This is a genomic window from Rhodopseudomonas palustris BisB18 (genome assembly GCF_000013745.1).
GTDB classification, from domain to species: domain Bacteria; phylum Pseudomonadota; class Alphaproteobacteria; order Rhizobiales; family Xanthobacteraceae; genus Rhodopseudomonas_A; species Rhodopseudomonas_A palustris_F.
This window is the reverse complement of record NC_007925.1, coordinates 1,812,708-1,827,382: the sequence shown is the minus strand read 5'-3', so window position 1 is coordinate 1,827,382 and position 14,675 is coordinate 1,812,708. Positions and strand designations below refer to the sequence as shown.

The following is a 14,675-nucleotide window of genomic DNA, read 5'->3' as shown; positions in this document are numbered from 1 at the left end:
TCCACGCATCGCGCGGATCTGCCGTGCTCAGGGGAACCCGCGATGCGACCGCGGGCATTGACGCTGCCGGATCGATATCGCATCAACATCGCAACGGCGGGACAACCGCCCAAGATCAAAGGGAGAGACCACACCCATGGCAGAGCCATCGCGCGCGCGACCGAAACCAACTCCGGAAACCCAACATTTCTGGGACGGCACAAAGGCCGGCGAATTACGATTGCAGCGTTGCGATGCCTGCGCTCATGTGTATTTCCCGCCGCGGCCGTTCTGCCCCAAATGCGCCAGCCGCAACGTCACCGTGTTCCGGGCCTCTGGCCACGCCACGCTGTACAGCTACGTCATCAATCATCGCCCCGCCGCGCCCGGCTTCACCGCGCCTTACGCCATCGCCGTGGTCGAACTCGCCGAAGGCCCGCGGATGATGTGCAACATTCTCGATTGCCCGCAGACGCCGGAAGCGCTCGAACTCGACATGAAACTCGAAGTCGCGTTCGAGAGGCTCGACGACGCCGTCACGCTGCCCCAGTTCCGTCCGGCGAAGGGATAGCGATCATGCGCCAGAATGCAGTCGCCGTGGTCGGCGCCGCCGAAACCACCAGGCTCGGCGTCATCCCCGATATGTCGCAGATCCAGTTGCACGCCGACGCCGCGCTCAACGCGCTGGCGGATTGCGGCTTGAAACTCTCCGACATCGACGGCGTCGCCACCGCGGTGGAGACGCCGCAGCAGATCGCGCATTATCTCGGCATCACCCCGCGCTGGGTCGACGGCACGTCGGTCGGCGGCTGTTCGTTCATGCTGCACGTCCGCCACGCCGCCGCGGCGATCGAGGCCGGGCTGTGCAACACCGTGCTGATCACCCATGCCGAAAGCGGCAAGTCGATGATCGGCAAACTGCCGCGCTTCACGCCGCCGGACAGCCTCAACGGCCAGTTCGAAGCGCCGTTCGGCGTGGTCGGCCCGCCCAGCATGTTTCCGATTCCGGTGCTGCGCTACATGAAGACCCACGGCATCACCCACGAGCAATTGGCGATGGTCGCGGTGGTGCAGCGCGAATGGGCCGCGCTCAACCCGCGCGCCACGATGAAGGCGCCGATCACCGTCGACGACGTGCTGAACTCGAAAATGATCGCCTATCCGTTCCGGCTGCTGCAATGTTGCCTGGTCACCGATGGCGGCGGCGCGCTGATCCTGACCTCGGCCGAGCGCGCCAAGGATTTTCCGCACAAGCCGGTCTATGTGCTGGGCACCGGCGAGAGTGTCGAGACGCCGATGGTCTCGCAAATGCAGAGCTTCGACAGTTCGCGGGCGTTCCGCACCGCCGGGCCGTTGGCGTTCCGCGAAGCCGGCATCACCCACAGCGACGTCGATCACCTGATGATCTACGATGCCTTCGCGCATCTGCCGCTGTACGGGCTCGGCGATCTCGGCTTCATGCCGCACGAAGACACCGGGCCGTTCATCGCCGAGGGCCACACCCGCCCCGGCGGCCGGCTGCCGCTCAATACGAACGGCGGCGGCTTGAGCTACATGCACTCCGGGATGTACGGCATGTACGCGCTGCAGGAGAGCGTGCGGCAGATGCGCGGCATCGCGCCGGCGCAAGTGGCGGAGGCGAAGATCTCGGTGTGCCACGGCGTCGGCGGCATGTTCGCGGCCTCCGGCACGGTGATCTTCACCAACGAGGGGTAGTACGACGTGTCGTGATGGATCGCTGTGCAGATCCGTCATCGTGGTCGCGAGAACGGAAAAATCAGCGCTACGCGTGCGGCGCCGTCTTGGAGATGGCTGCCCCTCCGCGTCATGGCCGGGCTTGTCCCGGCCATCCACGAAAACATCGACGGCCTTGCTTGTGGGCGTGGATGGCCGGGACAAGCCCGGCCATGACGTGGTAAGTACTGTGCCTCATCGTCATCGCTGAACTCGCGAGCAAACGACGAAGCGCGCGCCGGCGGTGGCGCGCGCCTCGGGATTATTGCGGATGTCCGTCAGCAGGCGCCGGCGGTCTTCCGTTCATTTCACCACCAGCGCGATCGGGCCGCTCTTGCCGCCGTCGGCCGGCTTGACGGCGGCGACCGCGGTCAGCTTCGCGGCGCCGACGCCGAGCTTGCTGAGGCTCCCGACCACCGCCTCGGCGCGCTTCTGCGACAGCCTCAAAGCCTTCTTGCTGCCGCCGTCGAACGGCCCCGCGACCTCGATCTGCACCGGCTGGCACAGCGCGATGGCCGAGCCGAGCTTCGTCAGCGCCGCGAGCGAGGCCTTGCTGAGTTCGGCGCTCTTCGGCTCGAAGCTGATCTTGTCCTCGGCGATCACCGCGGAAAGTTTCTGCTGGCAAGCCTTGGCGTCGAGCAGCGCGGCGGTCTTGGCGCCGACCGCGGCGTCGGGCTGCTTCGCCGGCATGCTTTCGGCATCCGCGGTGGCAAGCTGCTGATGCGCGTGGCCCTCCGACGCTTTGGCCGCGGCCTCCGCCTCAGCCTTGGCGGCGGCTTCCTTCGCGACGGCTTCCCTCGCCGCGGCTTCTTTGGCAGCCGCTTCCTTGGCCGCAGCCTCCTTCGCAGCAGCCTCCTTCGCAACGGCCTCCTTAGCCGCAGCCTCCTTCGCAGCCGCTTCCTTGGCCGCGGCTTCGCGTTGCGCCGCCTTGGTCATCGCCTGATGCGCGGCGGCTTCCTTGGCCGCAGCTTCCTTGGCGGCGGCTTCCTTGGCGGCAGCTTCCTGCGCCGCGGCTTCCGCGGCCTTGGCTTCGGCGGTCAGCTTGGCGATGGTCTTGGCCGACAGCGCCGGACCAGAGAGATCGTCGACGTCCGAGACCCGCCGCACGCCGGGCACCGCGAGAATTTGCGTGGTCAGCTCGGCGCGCTTCGTCGCGTCGACATCGGCCGGCAGCAGCACGTCGCGGCCGGCGACGTCGAGATTGAGCGGATCGCCGCCCGCGGTCTCGACCGCCGTGGCGACGCGCTCGCGCAGATCCTTGTCGAGGCCGGGCAACGCCACGATCGCAAACACCACCCAGATCAAACCGCTCGCGAACAGCCCGACCCACCAGCCTTCGTAGCGCACCGGCAAAAGTCCCACGCTGGCGCCGGCCAGGCCGCCGATCACATAGGCCACCGCCACGGCGAAGCCGGCTTCGAGCAGGATCTCGGCCTTGCCACCGATCAGTTGCGTTGCGATCAATACCAACGGAATCGCCAGCACGACGCCGACGCGCTTGATCCAGTAGTCCGGCAGATCCGCGGCCCAACCGAACCGGTTCGCCAAGAACGGCGTGGCCGCGCCGGCAACAAGGGCGGCTGCCAGCCACATCCAATAATGCGTGAGCAGAAATAACATCAGCAGCGTTCCTTCTCGACAGAGGGCGATGTTTGCAGACGACAATGCATGGTGAGGTTGGCCCGACCTTCCAAACCACTCGCAGCGACAGATGCAGGGCAAGCGCTGCAGGCGATCGGTCTCGGGCTTTGGCCTCGGAGCTGATCAATAGCGTCGTTAGCCCGGCTGCAGCCATCTGACTAAAGTTTGATCGGCAAAGATTAGCTGCACCAAAACTGTGCACCCCGCCGAAGAACACAGCAAGCTGTACGGGAGTACGCTAACTAACTGTAATAGGGTGAGGTAAGACGGGATTTCGCTGAGAGAAGTTTGCGCAGCGAGGCCAACTACTCTTCGTTCAGGACAGCGGCATCCACCGGCTCCCCACTTGCGGGGCAAGGAAGCGATGCCGAACCGCTCCTACCAAATCGACCGACGATGGCTCGCCTTAGAGCATTTTCGGGTAGGATTGATGCGGTTCAAGGGCCCCGGGCCGTCATTCCGGGGCACGAGCAGCGTCAGCTGCGAGTGAACCCGGAATCCATAACCACCGCGGGGAGTATAGATTCCGGACTTGCTCGTTCTTCGAACTCGCAATCCGGAATGACGGCGACAGTTTGGTTGGATGATTCAATCCTCACCGAAAATGCTCTAGCCGCTGTTGCGCAACCCGGCGGAGATGCCGTTGATGGTGAGCTGGATGCCGCGCAGCACCTTCTCGTCGATGGCGTGGCTGCGGTGCTCTTTCAACAGCTCGACCTGCACGTGATTGAGCGGATCGAGATAGGGAAAGCGGTTGCGGATCGAACGCTCGAGACGCGGGTTGCTCTGCAGCAGCCGGTCCTGCTGCATGATGTCGAGCAGCGCCTGGATCGAGCCGTGCCACTCGGCGCGGATCCGGCCGAAGATTGCCTGCCGCAGCTGTTCGTCAGGCACCAATTCGGCATAGCGCGAGGCGATCGCGATCGAACTCTTCGCCAGCACCATGTCCATGTTCGACAGCAAGGTGCGGAAGAACGGCCACTCGCGATACAGTTCCTGCAGGAACGCCATGCCCTTGTCGGGATGCTCTTTGACGAAGGCCTCAACCGCGCTGCCAAAACCGTACCAGCCGGGCAGCATCAGCCGGCATTGCGCCCACGAGAACACCCAGGGGATCGCGCGCAGATCCTCGATCTTGTGGGTCTTCTTGCGCGACGCCGGGCGGCTGCCGATGTTCAGCGTGGCGATTTCGGTGATTACCGTGGAAGCCCAGAAGTAATCCTCGAAGCCTTCGGTCTCGTAGACCAGGCCGCGATAGGCCTTGAAGGCGAATGACGACAATTGCTCCATGGCGTCGAGATATTCGGCACGCGGCGCGCTCTGCCGCGGCATCAGCAGGCTGGCCTCCAGCGTTGCAGCGGCAAGAATCTCCAGATTGTTGCGGCCGACCTCGGCGTTGGAATATTTGCTGGTGATGATCTCGCCCTGTTCGGTGATGCGGATCTGACCGTTCACCGCGCCGCCGGGCTGCGCCAGGATGGCGTCGTAGCTCGGCCCACCGCCACGGCCGACCGAGCCGCCGCGGCCGTGAAACAGCCGCAGCCGCACGCCGTGATGCTCGAACACCTTCACCAGTTCGATCTCGGCCTTGTACAGCTCCCAGCCCGAGGTGACGAAGCCGCCATCCTTGTTGCTGTCGGAATAGCCCAGCATCACTTCCTGGACGCCGCCGCGGCTATCCACCAGCCGGCGATAATCGTGCAGCGACAACAGCCGGTCCATGATCCCGGCGGAGGCTTGCAGATCCTCGATGGTCTCGAACAGCGGCACCACGTTGATGGCGCTGCGCCCGGCGTGATCGACCAGGCCGACCTCCTTCAATAGCAGCACCACCTCGAGCATGTCGGAGACGCCCTTGCACATCGAGATGATGCATTGGGAAATCACGGTGTGACCAAAAGCGGCGTGGGCCTCGGCGGCGGTGCGGAACACGGCGAGTTCGCCGAGCGTCTCCTCGCCATATTTCACGAACGGCGACGCCAACGGCCGCGTCGAGCGCAGTTCGCCAGCGAGCAGCGCGATCCGCGCCTCCTCGTTCATCGCCATGTAGGACTTGCCCGGCATCGCGGCGTCGATCAGCTCGGTCATGGTGCGCTCATGCACCGCGGAGTTCTGCCGCATGTCGAGGCTGGCGAGATGGAAGCCGAAGCAATCCACCGCGCGGCGCAGCTGGCGCAGCCGGCCGCGCGCGATCACCGAGGCCTGGTTGGCGATCAGCGAGCGATGCAGCACGTCGAGGTCGGCCTTGAACTCCTGCGGATCGGCGTAGGGCTCGGCGGCGCCGACCGGAGCGCGGATATCGTCGAATTTCAATTTGTGCGCGGTGGCGGCGAGCCGCGCATAGATCCCCGACACTGCCAGCCGATACGGCTCGCCGCTGCGATGCGGCGAGGTGTCGGGCGAGCGTTCGGCCAACAGCCGCAGGTCGTCGGAGACGTCGGCCAGATGCGCGGCGATCGACAGTTCGGAGCCCAGCGCATGCAGTTCGTCGAGATAGAAGCGCAGCGCCCGGGTGCTCTGCAGCCGCAGCGCGCCGCGCATCACCTCGGCGGTGACGAACGGGTTGCCGTCGCGGTCGCCACCGATCCAGCTGCCCATCCGCAGGAACGAGGCGAGCTCCTCGTCGCGGCCGTCGTCGTCGTTGAGACGATCTTCCAGCAAGCCGTGCAGCCGCGGCACTTCGCGCAGGAAGCTGTGGTCGTAGAACGACAGCCCGTTCTTGACCTCGTCGAGCACGGTGAGCTTGGTCCGGCGCAGCATGTTGGTCTGCCACAGCGTCAGCACGGCGCGGCGCAGCTGCTCCTCGTGCTGCGCGACTTCCTCCGCCGTCATCTGCAACCGCTCGCGGCGGTCGAGCAGGCCTGCGACCTCCATCTCGCGGTCCATCGTGCTCTTGCGGCGGACCTCGGTGGGGTGCGCCGTCAACACCGGGCTGACCAGCGCGTGGGCGAAGAAGCGGCGCAGCTCTTGCGCGCTGATCCCGACCGCGCGGGCATGCGCCAGCGTGCCGACCACCGAACCCGGCCGCGGGGTGCCGCTCAGCGCCCGCATCTGCCGGATGTTGTTCTGGTCCTCGGCGATGTTGGCGAGATGCGAGAAATAGCTGAAGGCGCGGACGATGCGCACCGTGTCGGGGGTCGACAACCCGTCGAGAATGGCTTCGAGCTCGCTGCGCGCCGGCTTGTCGTTGTCACGGTGAAAGCGGATCGAGGTCTGCCGGATGCGTTCGACCACGTCGAACACGCCCTCCCCCTCCTGGTCACGGACGGTGTCGCCGAGAATCCGCCCCAGCAGCCGGATGTCGTCGCGCAGCCTGGCATCCTCGTCGATCGCGGCGGGGTCCTCGGCGACGGGAGTCTTTTGCGCGATCGGGTCGATGGGCATGATCTTGGACGACATCAGCAGATCCTCCAGGATGTTGCCGGCACCCTTTCACCTCGCAAGTTTTTCGCAACAAGGCAAGGTCAAGAAATCGGCGCAGCGCGCGCGGAGGGGACGGAGGCGCGGCTCGGTCGACCGCGGCGCCCCGCCGCTCGATCAGGCCGCGGCGCGGACCGGCTTGGTCGCGAGCAATCCCGGCCGCAGCGCGTCGGCGGCGTCGGCGCCGGAAATCACCACCGCCTCGATGCCGGGACCACGGGTGGCGGCGCCGGCGATCACCAGATTGCGCAGCGGAGTCTTCACCGGCAGCGCGCCGCGCGCGGCCCTGGTGCCGTAGATCGTGCCGTCGGCGGTCCAGCCGTAACGGGCATAGGTCACCGGGGTGGAGTCGGCGCGGAACACGATGCGCGCGTCGAGGTCTGCAATGACGTGGCACCGGGGCCAGCTCGAACATCAGCCGATAGAGCTGGCGGCTTATCCTCTGTGCTGCTGCCGAAGCTGTTGATGCGACGCGGCCTGGCGCGAATGGCGCAAGGCGACGCTCGCAACGCCTGGCCGGCGCCGGACTTCGCCGCAGCGCCGACGCCGCCCGGCGAGGGGGCACGGCGGATCGCCGCCACCGCGGTGGTCTGCAATGGCGATCCGCGCGAGGCGCTCGTCAGGCTGGTCGACGACGCGTCGTTCGCCGCCAAGCTGCAAGCGCAACTCGGCCCGTTGCGGCCGGCCTGTTCGGCGGTCAGCGTGCATCTCGGCCTGCGCGGCACGCAGCATTTGCCGCCGGTGCTGCACGTCGCGACGCCGGCCGGCAAGGCCGGGCTGGTGTTTCCCTCGGCGGTCGATCCGTCCTGCGCGCCGCCGGGCTATTCGACGTTGGAAATCGTCGCGCTGGTCGACCATGGCGAGGCGCTTTGCTGGTTGCCGCCGGGCGGCGTCAATTCGCCGGCCGAGCTCGAAGTCTGGCGGCAATCGCCGGACTATCTGGCCCGCAAGGCGGCGATGGGCGACCGGCTGATCGCGCGGGCCCGGGCCAGGGCGACTTGAAGATTTCGTTGAACGATATGGTGAATGAATTCGCTGCAGCCGGCGGCTGCGATCGGCGGCGGCAGAAAGCCGCTTTTGTCTTGAGTCAAATCGGACGCCGCGGTTGGGACGTAGATAGTCAGCAGCGGCCAACCGCCGATGGAACTGCACTCAGGCTCGCTTACAACAAAGGACGTATCGATGGCCGACGTCGACAAGCATCTAGACGCCCGGATGGCCCGGATCGAACTCGCGGTGCAGCGCGTCCAGCTGTTCATCGTGATGGTGGTGGCGCTGTTCACCATCAATTGGTGTCTGGCGTTGGCAGAGCGCGCATTCCCCGACGACGAACTGGTGATGTGGTTCTACGGCAGCCGCGGTGCGGCGCTGCTGCTCGGCATTCTGCTGTCCTACGCCGCGGCGAAGATCATCGGTTATCCGCTAAAGGTGCTGGCCCGCGCCTGAGCCGGCGACCCGGCAAGCTCCGCACTGGTAGTTCTACTAGGCGTCGAGCGTGGGTTCGGCTGCGCGGATCGCCGGCCTGCCGGCAGTCTTGTCGTTGACGGATGCCGTTTTCCCGCTGCCATTCGCGCCAAACTCGCGCTAAAGTCGATTCGCACGAAGCTCGCCCAGAGCGGCGCTTTTGGCCGCGTTTGTTGGTAACCAGGATCAGCAGGCTCGCTCGACCGCCTCGGCAGATTCAACCAGCGGCCTGATCATGGCGCAGCGGGCTCTGCACCTCGGCGGCATGAGCTGAGCCGACAAAGGCCGGGGATTCGCGTGAGCCAGGGATTGAGCCTTTCGACCCGCCTGACGATCGCCATCGTGGCGCTGGTCGTCGCCACCGCCGGCACGGTGGGCTATCTGAGCTATCGCAACATCGCTGCCATCGCGGTGCCGCGCGCCCTGGTGCGGCTCGACGCCCATGCCCAATCGGTCGCCGTGGATCTCGCCAACATCGTCAAGAACGCTCGCGCCGATGTGAAAGGGTTTCGCGACGTGATCGGACTCGAGGAGATCATCGCCCTCAGTCGCGATCCGTCGCTCGCGAGATCGGGTGGCTTGACACCGGCGCAATGGCGGGCCCGGATCGCACGGCGCTTCGCCGCCGAACTGGAGGCCAAACAGCACTATGCGCAATTCCGGATCGTTGGAATCGCCGATGGCGGCCGCGAGCTGATCCGGGTCGACCGTCGCTCGGGTGACGGCAAGGTGCGCATCGTCGCCGACGCCGACTTGCAGCAGAAAGCCGACCGCGGTTACTTCAAGCAGGCCGCCGCAGCGCCCGACCGCAGCATCATCGTGTCGCCGATCGAACTCAATCAGGAGAACGGCGCGATTGAACTCCCGCCGCAGCCGGTGGTGCGCATCTCCTCGCCGATCTTCGCACCGGACGGCCAATTGTTCGGACTGCTGATCGTCAATATCGATCTGCGGCCGGCCTTCGCGACGCTCAAAGCGCGCGCCGCTCCCGACACCACCATCTATGTGGTGAATGAGCGCGGCGACTACCTGGCGCATCCGGATTCGGAGCGCGAATTCGGCTTCGAGTTCGGCACGCCGTTCCGCGTCCAGGACGATTTTCCGGCGGCTGCGCGGGCCCTGGCCGAGGGGGATCCGCACCCCGGACTGATCGAACACCGCGGCGGCAAACGCTACGGCCTGGCGATGGCTTCGCTGCGGCTCGGCGATGGCCCGCCGGTGTCGGTGGTCGAGGTGATCCCCGAGGACAAGATCATCGCCCTCGCGCTGAAGGCGCTGCGCGACTCCAGCCTGCTCGGCGGCACCATCGCGGTGCTCGGCGCGATGCTGCTGGGGTTCATTCTCGCCCGCACCCTGACCCGGCAATTGACGCAGATGACCGCGGCGGTCTCAGGCTTTGCCGATGGCAAACCGCTGGTGGTGCCGCTCAATGCCGGCGGCGAGATCGGCGTTCTGGCGCGGGCATTCCAGAACATGGCGCGAGAGGTCGACGAGAAGAACGCCGCGATCCGGCGCGAAAAGGACATCTTCGAGGGCATCATGTCGGCGATGGCCGAGGCCGTACTGCTGATCGATGCCGACGGCATCATCGTCTATGCCAATCGCGCCAACCAGGAACTGCTCGGGCCGATCGCGACGGACGGCACCACATGGCGCGAACTCTACGACATCTATCTACCCGATGGCACCACGCTGCTGCCGAGGCAGCAATGGCCCTCGGCGCGATGCCTGCGCGGCGAACAGGTCGACGGCTTCGAACTGGTGTACCGGCGTCGCGACAGCGGCAAGACCGTGCATGTGATGGGCAGTGCGCATCCGATCCGCGGCGCGGAAGGTGCGCGCGCCGGCGTGGTCGTGGTCTATCGCGACGTCACCGCCACCAAGGAGATCGAGCGCCAACTGCACCAGTCGCAGAAGCTCGACGCCATCGGCCAGCTGACCGGCGGCGTCGCCCACGACTTCAACAACACGCTGACGGTGATCACCGGCACCGCCGAAATCCTGTTCGAGAGCCTCGCCGACCGGCCCAACCTGCAGCAGATCGCCAAGATGATCGACGACGCCGCCGGCCGCGGCGCCGAGCTTACCAAGCATCTGCTGGCCTTTGCCCGCCGGCAGCCGCTGCAGCCGCGCAATGTCGACGTCAACACCTTGGTGCTCAACACCGCGCAATTGCTGCGGCCGACGCTGGGCGAGCAGATCGAGATCGAATCGATGCTCGGCAACGACGCCGAACCGGCGCATATCGATCCCTCGCAGCTGTCGACCGCGCTGCTCAACCTTGCGGTCAACGCCCGCGACGCGATGCCGAACGGCGGCAAGCTGACGCTGGAGACCGGCAACGTGGTGCTCGACGAGACTTACGCGCACGCCAACCCCGAGGTGACGCCCGGGCCCTATGTGATGATCGCGGTCAGCGACAGCGGCACCGGCATCTCGGCGGCCATCCTCGACAAGGTGTTCGAGCCGTTCTTCACCACCAAGGACGTCGGCAAGGGCACCGGGCTCGGGCTCAGCATGGTGTACGGTTTCGTCAAGCAGTCCAACGGACATATCAAGATCTACAGCGAGGAAGGCTACGGCACCACGATCAAGCTGTATCTGCCGCGCGCCAGCGCCGACGCCGAAGAGCTCGCGCCCACCGCGCCGATCAAAGGCGGCAGTGAAACCGTACTGGTGGTGGAAGACGACGCCATGGTGCGCAATTTCGTCGTCACCCAGCTGCGCAGCCTCGGCTACAAGACGCTGACGGCGGCGAACGGCGCCGAAACGCTGGCGCAGATCGACGCCGGCGCGACGTTCGACCTGCTGTTCACCGACGTCATCATGCCCGGCCTCAACGGCCGGCAACTGGCCGAGGCCGTCAAGCAGCGGCGGCCCGCCACCAAGGTGCTCTACACTTCGGGCTACACCGAGAACGCCATCGTGCATCACGGCCGGCTGGATCCCGGGGTGTTGCTGCTGCCGAAGCCGTACCGCAAATCCGAACTGGCGCGACTGATCCGCGCGGCGCTGAATTCCGGCATCGCTCCTGCCGACGACATCCACATCGGACTATCAGGGCGCGTGTCGTCCTGAACCGCGCATAGGGCGCCGAGCCGGCCTGCGCAGGCCGTCAGCTCAACCCGTCATGGCCGCGCTCGTCGCGGCCATCCACGCCCACGAGCGCGGCGTGCCTGTTTCCGTGGATGGCCGGGACAAGCCCGGCCAAGACGCGAAGATGTGGCTTCGATACACCAGCAACGTTGGAGGCGGATCGCATTTCGGCCGGCCTCCTCGGGATGACGCCGCGACGGGTCTAATCATCGAACAATTCGATTGATTGCAGCGTAATTATCTGTTGGATTGATCTGTCTGTAACGTCCGATGGTGCGGTGGCAACGATGGAGCCACCGATGACCACGATCCCGGCAGCCAAATGTCCCGAACCTCGCCAGCCCGATCTTGCCCCCGCATCGGCGCCGCTGTTCCGCGGGCTGCTCGCGATCGCCCCGGGGCTGGCGTTGACGGCGTGCATCGGCGCCGCGGCCTTCGGATTGCGGCTGTTGCCGGGGATGAGCGTGGTCAGCCCGATGATCCTGGCGATGCTGATCGGAATCGCGCTGCACAATCTCGTGGGCACACCGGCCCGCGCCAGGCCCGGCATCAAATTCAGCGTCCGCCGCGTGCTGCGCTTCGCCATCATCCTGCTCGGGCTGCAACTGTCGGCCGCTCAGCTGATCGCGGTCGGCGGCCGCGGCCTCGGCATCATCGCGGCGAGCCTGCTCGCGACCTTCGCGGTCACCAGCTGGATCGGGCGCCGGCTCGGCGTCGACCGGCAATTGACCCAGCTGATCGCGGCCGGCAGCTCGATCTGCGGCGCCTCCGCGGTGATCGCCACCAACGCGGTGACCGATGCCCCGGACGAGGACGTCGCCTATGCGGTCGCCTGCGTCACGGTGTTCGGATCGGTGGCGATGTTTGTCTATCCGCTGCTGCCTGGGCTGCTGGCGCTCGATCCGCAGAGCTATGGCCTATGGGCCGGCGCTTCGATCCACGAAATCGCCCAGGTGGTCGCCGCGGGATTTCAGGACGGCCCGCAGGCCGGCGAGTTCGCCACTATCGCCAAGCTGGCGCGGGTGGCGATGCTGGCGCCGATGGTTATCGCGCTCGGCGCGTGGGCGGCGCGCAGCGCCCGCCGCAACGGCCACGATCGGCAGGCGGCGCGGCCGCCGCTGCCGTGGTTCGTGCTCGGCTTCGTGGCGCTGGTCGGGGTCAACAGCCTGATCGCCGTTCCGCCGCAGGCGAAAGCCTGGATCGTCGTCGTCACCACCTTCTTGCTGACGGTGGCGCTGGCGGCGATGGGGCTGGAGACCGATCTGCGCAAACTCGCCGCCAAGGGCATCCGCCCGGCATTGCTCGGCGCGCTGGCCTTCGTGTTCATCGCCAGCTTCAGCCTGGCGCTGATCAAGCTCACCGGATGAAACCATGACGCTGGATCAGCTTCGCATCTTCATCGCGGTCGCCGACCTGCAACACGTCACCCGCGCCGCGAGCGAGCTCAATCTGACGCAATCGGCGACCAGTTCGGCGATCGCCGCCCTGGAACAGCGCTACGCGATCAAGCTGTTCGATCGGGTCGGCCGCGGCATCGCCTTGACCCAGACCGGCCGCGCCTTTCTCGGCGAAGCCCGCGCCGTGGTCGCCCGCGCCGACGCCGCGGTGCAGGTGCTGAACGATCTCGCCGGGTTGAAGCGCGGCACGCTGGCGTTGGCGGCGAGCCAGACCGTGGCGAACTACTGGCTGCCGCCGCGGCTGCAGGCGTTCCGCAAGCGCCATCCCGGCATCGCCGTGCGGGTGACCATCGCCAACACCGAGCAGGTGGCGGCCGCGGTGCACGAAGGCCGCGCCGATCTCGGCTTCGTCGAGGGCCCGGTCGACGATCCGCTGCTGGCGGCACGCCGCATCGACGGCGATACGCTGCTGATCGTGGTCGGCACCAAGCATCCTTGGGCGGGGCAGCGCCGGATCGCGCCCGCGCGGTTGACCAGCAGCGGCTGGGTGCTGCGCGAGCCCGGCTCCGGCACCCGCGCCATCTTCGAGGCGGCGTTACGCAAGGCCGGCGTCAAGCCGAGCGAATTGCGCGTCGAACTGGAGCTGCCGTCCAACGAAGCGGTGCGCGCCGCGGTGGAAGCCGGCGACTGCGCCACCGCGATCTCCGATCTGGTGGCGGCGCCGGGGCTGTCGGCCGGCACCCTGCACCAGATCAAATTCGAGCTGCCGCGCCGCGCATTTTTCGTGCTGCGGCACAAGCAGCACGCCGCCAGCCGCGCCGAAACCGCGCTGCTGGAGTCGTTCCTGCCGTGACCGACGTGGCGTGGCGCGTGAGGCCCCGTGTCCCGGACGCGGTGCAGCGCCTTAGCGCTGCGCCGTGAGCCGGGACCGTTCCAAGCGCCGCGATCCGTAACGGCCCCGGCTCTGCAGCGCACCACGCCGCAAGCGCGACGTGGTGCGCTGCGTCCGGGGCACGGTTCACGTCAAAGGCCTCAAGTACATCAGCTCGTCATCGATACGGCCAATACAGGGTTGGCGGCGAACGCCCTCACCCATCCACGAACCTTGGCGCGCGCTTTTCGATATTGGCGCGCACCGCCTCGATCTGGTTCTTTGAACCGATCAGCTGCTGCTGTTCGAGCGACTCCGCGAGCAGCGCCGGCCCAGGATCGACCGAGAGCTTGTTGTACAGCCGTTTCGCCGCGCGGATTGCGTCCGGGCTCCTGCCGGCAATCTCGATCGCCATCTCCAGCGCGGCCGCGCGGGGATCATCGACGATCTTGGTCGCCAGGCCGTAGCTCAGCGCCTCCTGCGCCGAAAACATCCGGCCCGTATAAGTGAGTTCGCGCAGAATATCGTCGCGCACCAGGCTGGCCAGGATCGGGGTGCCCGCCATGTCCGGCACCAGCCCCCATTTGATTTCCATGATCGACATTTTCGCATCCGGCGCCAGCAGCCGGATATCGGCGCCGAGTGCCAGCTGGAAGCCGCCGCCGAACGCCACGCCATGCACCGCGGCGATCACCGGCACCGGCAATTGCCGAAACCCCCACACCGCCTGCTGGGCGAAATTGGCGAGGCCATGGCTGCGCACGGTGAGATCGCGCGCTTGCCCGCCCAAGATGCCGTGGCCGCCGTTCTCATTCATCGCGGCAAAACGCCCCATGTCGAGCCCGGCGCAGAACGCCCGGCCCTCGCCGCTCAGCACCACCGCGCGAACGCCCTGCTCGCCGGCGAGCCGCGCGGTGGTGGCGACCAAGGCCTCGAACATTGCGGCATCGAGCGCATTCATCTTGTCGGCGCGCACCAGCCGGACATCGGCGACGCCGTCGCTGATCGTCACCGCAACGCGATCGTTCATTTGCTGGTCCCCTGCCGTTTGTACCGCCGCTACAGAAAAGCGT

Annotated in this window: 11 protein-coding genes; 7 read left to right on the top strand and 4 right to left on the bottom strand. The window is 66.7% G+C overall.

The window, feature by feature from the left end; all coding sequences use genetic code 11:
- Positions 1–136 precede the first annotated feature (136 nt).
- Together RPC_RS08455 and RPC_RS08450 are read left to right on the top strand one after the other, a co-directional pair.
- Positions 137–550, top strand: a complete 414-nt coding sequence (locus tag RPC_RS08455; RefSeq protein ID WP_011472150.1) for a Zn-ribbon domain-containing OB-fold protein — start codon at positions 137–139, stop codon at positions 548–550.
- A 5-nt stretch (positions 551–555) separates the two neighbouring features.
- On the top strand, positions 556–1,695 hold the full coding sequence (locus tag RPC_RS08450; protein WP_011472149.1) for a thiolase C-terminal domain-containing protein: 1,140 nt from the start codon (positions 556–558) through the stop codon (positions 1,693–1,695).
- A gap of 321 nt (positions 1,696–2,016) precedes the next feature.
- Here RPC_RS08450 and RPC_RS08445 read toward each other — a convergent pair whose 3' ends face one another.
- From RPC_RS08445 to RPC_RS08435, 3 genes are all read right to left on the bottom strand, one after another.
- A complete protein-coding gene (locus tag RPC_RS08445; RefSeq protein ID WP_011472148.1) occupies positions 2,017–3,333 on the bottom strand; it encodes an OmpA family protein in 1,317 nt (438 codons plus the stop codon).
- A gap of 630 nt (positions 3,334–3,963) precedes the next feature.
- Complete coding sequence (gene ppc / locus RPC_RS08440; RefSeq protein WP_011472147.1) at positions 3,964–6,753, bottom strand: phosphoenolpyruvate carboxylase; 2,790 nt, start codon at positions 6,751–6,753, stop codon at positions 3,964–3,966.
- A 138-nt stretch (positions 6,754–6,891) separates the two neighbouring features.
- Positions 6,892–7,137, bottom strand: coding sequence for a hypothetical protein (locus RPC_RS08435; protein WP_041801570.1), 246 nt, complete (start codon positions 7,135–7,137; stop codon positions 6,892–6,894).
- Between the two features lie 81 nt (positions 7,138–7,218).
- Between RPC_RS08435 and RPC_RS08430 the strand changes: the two genes are divergently transcribed.
- The 5 genes from RPC_RS08430 (at position 7,219) to RPC_RS08410 (ending at position 13,584) form a co-directional block, all read left to right on the top strand.
- The gene (locus tag RPC_RS08430; RefSeq protein ID WP_041801568.1) at positions 7,219–7,776 is read left to right on the top strand and encodes a hypothetical protein; all 558 of its coding nucleotides are present in this window, start codon (positions 7,219–7,221) and stop codon (positions 7,774–7,776) included.
- A 180-nt stretch (positions 7,777–7,956) separates the two neighbouring features.
- Positions 7,957–8,220: a hypothetical protein gene (locus tag RPC_RS08425; RefSeq protein WP_011472146.1), complete on the top strand. Its 264-nt coding sequence runs from the start codon at positions 7,957–7,959 to the stop codon at positions 8,218–8,220.
- Between the two features lie 315 nt (positions 8,221–8,535).
- Positions 8,536–11,316, top strand: a complete 2,781-nt coding sequence (locus tag RPC_RS08420) for an ATP-binding protein (RefSeq protein ID WP_011472145.1) — start codon at positions 8,536–8,538, stop codon at positions 11,314–11,316.
- 317 nt (positions 11,317–11,633) lie between these two features.
- Positions 11,634–12,701, top strand: coding sequence for a YeiH family protein (locus RPC_RS08415; protein WP_011472144.1), 1,068 nt, complete (start codon positions 11,634–11,636; stop codon positions 12,699–12,701).
- Between the two features lie 4 nt (positions 12,702–12,705).
- Complete coding sequence (locus RPC_RS08410; protein WP_011472143.1) at positions 12,706–13,584, top strand: LysR family transcriptional regulator; 879 nt, start codon at positions 12,706–12,708, stop codon at positions 13,582–13,584.
- A gap of 235 nt (positions 13,585–13,819) precedes the next feature.
- On the opposite strand, the gene RPC_RS08405 is transcribed toward RPC_RS08410, so the two are convergent.
- Entirely contained in the window at positions 13,820–14,632 is an 813-nt protein-coding gene (locus RPC_RS08405; protein ID WP_011472142.1) for a crotonase/enoyl-CoA hydratase family protein, read from the bottom strand.
- Positions 14,633–14,675 lie beyond the last annotated feature (43 nt).

What these genes read in the sequence shown, in the direction of transcription:
- RPC_RS08455 (WP_011472150.1), top strand. Translation starts at nt 137, where the DNA reads ATGGCAGAGCCATCGCGCGCGCGACCGAAACCAACTCCGGAAACCCAA.
- RPC_RS08450 (WP_011472149.1), top strand. Translation starts at nt 556, where the DNA reads ATGCGCCAGAATGCAGTCGCCGTGGTCGGCGCCGCCGAAACCACCAGG.
- RPC_RS08445 (WP_011472148.1), bottom strand. Translation starts at nt 3,333, where the DNA reads ATGTTATTTCTGCTCACGCATTATTGGATGTGGCTGGCAGCCGCCCTT.
- ppc (WP_011472147.1), bottom strand. Translation starts at nt 6,753, where the DNA reads ATGTCGTCCAAGATCATGCCCATCGACCCGATCGCGCAAAAGACTCCC.
- RPC_RS08425 (WP_011472146.1), top strand. Translation starts at nt 7,957, where the DNA reads ATGGCCGACGTCGACAAGCATCTAGACGCCCGGATGGCCCGGATCGAA.
- RPC_RS08415 (WP_011472144.1), top strand. Translation starts at nt 11,634, where the DNA reads ATGACCACGATCCCGGCAGCCAAATGTCCCGAACCTCGCCAGCCCGAT.
- RPC_RS08410 (WP_011472143.1), top strand. Translation starts at nt 12,706, where the DNA reads ATGACGCTGGATCAGCTTCGCATCTTCATCGCGGTCGCCGACCTGCAA.
- RPC_RS08405 (WP_011472142.1), bottom strand. Translation starts at nt 14,632, where the DNA reads ATGAACGATCGCGTTGCGGTGACGATCAGCGACGGCGTCGCCGATGTC.